We start from the raw sequence: 1360 nt of genomic DNA on the forward strand, positions 1-1360 counted from the left end.
CAGCAGGTCCGTCACCTCGACGCCCAGCCGCACGGTCGCGCCCGCCTCGCGGGCGGCGTCGAGCAGCATGGCGTCGAGGACGGTCCGGCGGGGTGCGTACACGGGTTCGGCGTGCTCGACGACCTCCACCTCGGATCCGTAGTGGATGGTCGTGCTGGTGATCGGCGGCGTCCCGGCGGCGCGGATCCGGTCGAGGAGGCCCCACCGTTCGAGCTGGACGACGCCGCCGCGCATCAGGGCGTGGGTGGACAGGGTGTCCCGGGTCGGGTCGGCGCGGTCGACGAGCAGCACGTCGAGCCCGGCACGGGCGAGCAGCATGGCGGTCGCGGAGCCGGCGCACCGGGCGCCCACGACGATCGCGTCGTACGAGTCCATGAGGGGGTCCTCGGGGTCGGGCAGGTGGCCGGGCGGCGGGTGCGCCGCCCAGCCACCTGCGGCTCAGGCGGTGACGACCGCGATGTCGATCGGGACGCCGTTGGAGATGGAGTCGAACACCACGGACCGGTCCCGGCCCCGCTCGACGACCTCGCGCAGCTTCTCCGGCGACGCGTCGCCGGAGATGGTGACGGTCATGCGGATCCGCTCGAAGCCGTTGCGGTGGTCCTGCGTGTTGACGCCCATGGCGCCCTGCACGTCGAGGTCCCCCTCGAGCTCCGAGGTCACCGACGTCAGCCGCACACCGCGGGCGGCGGCGGAGAACACCAGCGAGGTCGTGACGCACGCCGCGAGGGCGTGCAGCAGGTACTCGGCCGGGTTCGGGCCCTGGTCGGTGCCCAGCAGGATCGCGGGCTCGCCCGCGTCGAGGGTGAAGGACTCCGTGCGGGAGGTGTCCTCGGCGCAGGCGGCGTAGAAGCCCTTGATGGTCGAGCGGTTGTGCGCGCCGTCGATCCAGGTGTTGCTCGCGCGGAACTGGAACTGCGCGATCTCCGGCTGTGCCTTGATGGCGTCGAGCGTGCCGAACAGGGTGGCGGTGTCGATGCCGTTGCGGACGGTCTCGTTCTTGTAGCTCACGGTCTCGGTCATGGGGTGCTCCTGGTGTTCCGGGCGGCCGGCGGGTCCGGCCTGACGAGAACCACCTTGCGGCGCACCACCCCCCTCGCCCATCGGGGACGACCGCCTATCTCGGCGCACTACCTACCCATGCCGCACCGCGTGGGCATGCGTAGGCACCCGACATGGGTGGCCGCTGCCGATGAGGCGCAGGGGTGCGCGGACCGACGCTTGTCCTCGTCGGAAGAACCCGAGAGGAGAACCACCATGTCCCCCACCCCCGCCGTGCGGGTCCGCGAGCTGGGCCCGGGCGAGGTCGGCGTGCTCGACGCCGTCTTCGCCGGCCTGTCCAGCACGAGCCGGTACCGCC

The 1360-nt window shown here is 72.4% G+C and carries 2 protein-coding genes; both read right to left on the reverse strand.

Features of this window, described 5'->3' with window-relative positions; translation table 11 throughout:
* A partial coding sequence (locus H5J29_RS32840) for an FAD-dependent oxidoreductase (protein WP_181784784.1) occupies nt 1-375 on the reverse strand: 375 nt, incomplete at its 3' end.
* 63 nt (nt 376-438) lie between these two features.
* Nucleotides 439-1023, reverse strand: coding sequence for an OsmC family protein (locus tag H5J29_RS32845; protein ID WP_181784785.1), 585 nt, complete (start codon nt 1021-1023; stop codon nt 439-441).
* Nucleotides 1024-1360: the final 337 nt, after the last annotated feature.

The organism is Pseudonocardia pini (assembly GCF_013870575.1).
Lineage (GTDB): Bacteria > Actinomycetota > Actinomycetes > Mycobacteriales > Pseudonocardiaceae > Pseudonocardia > Pseudonocardia pini.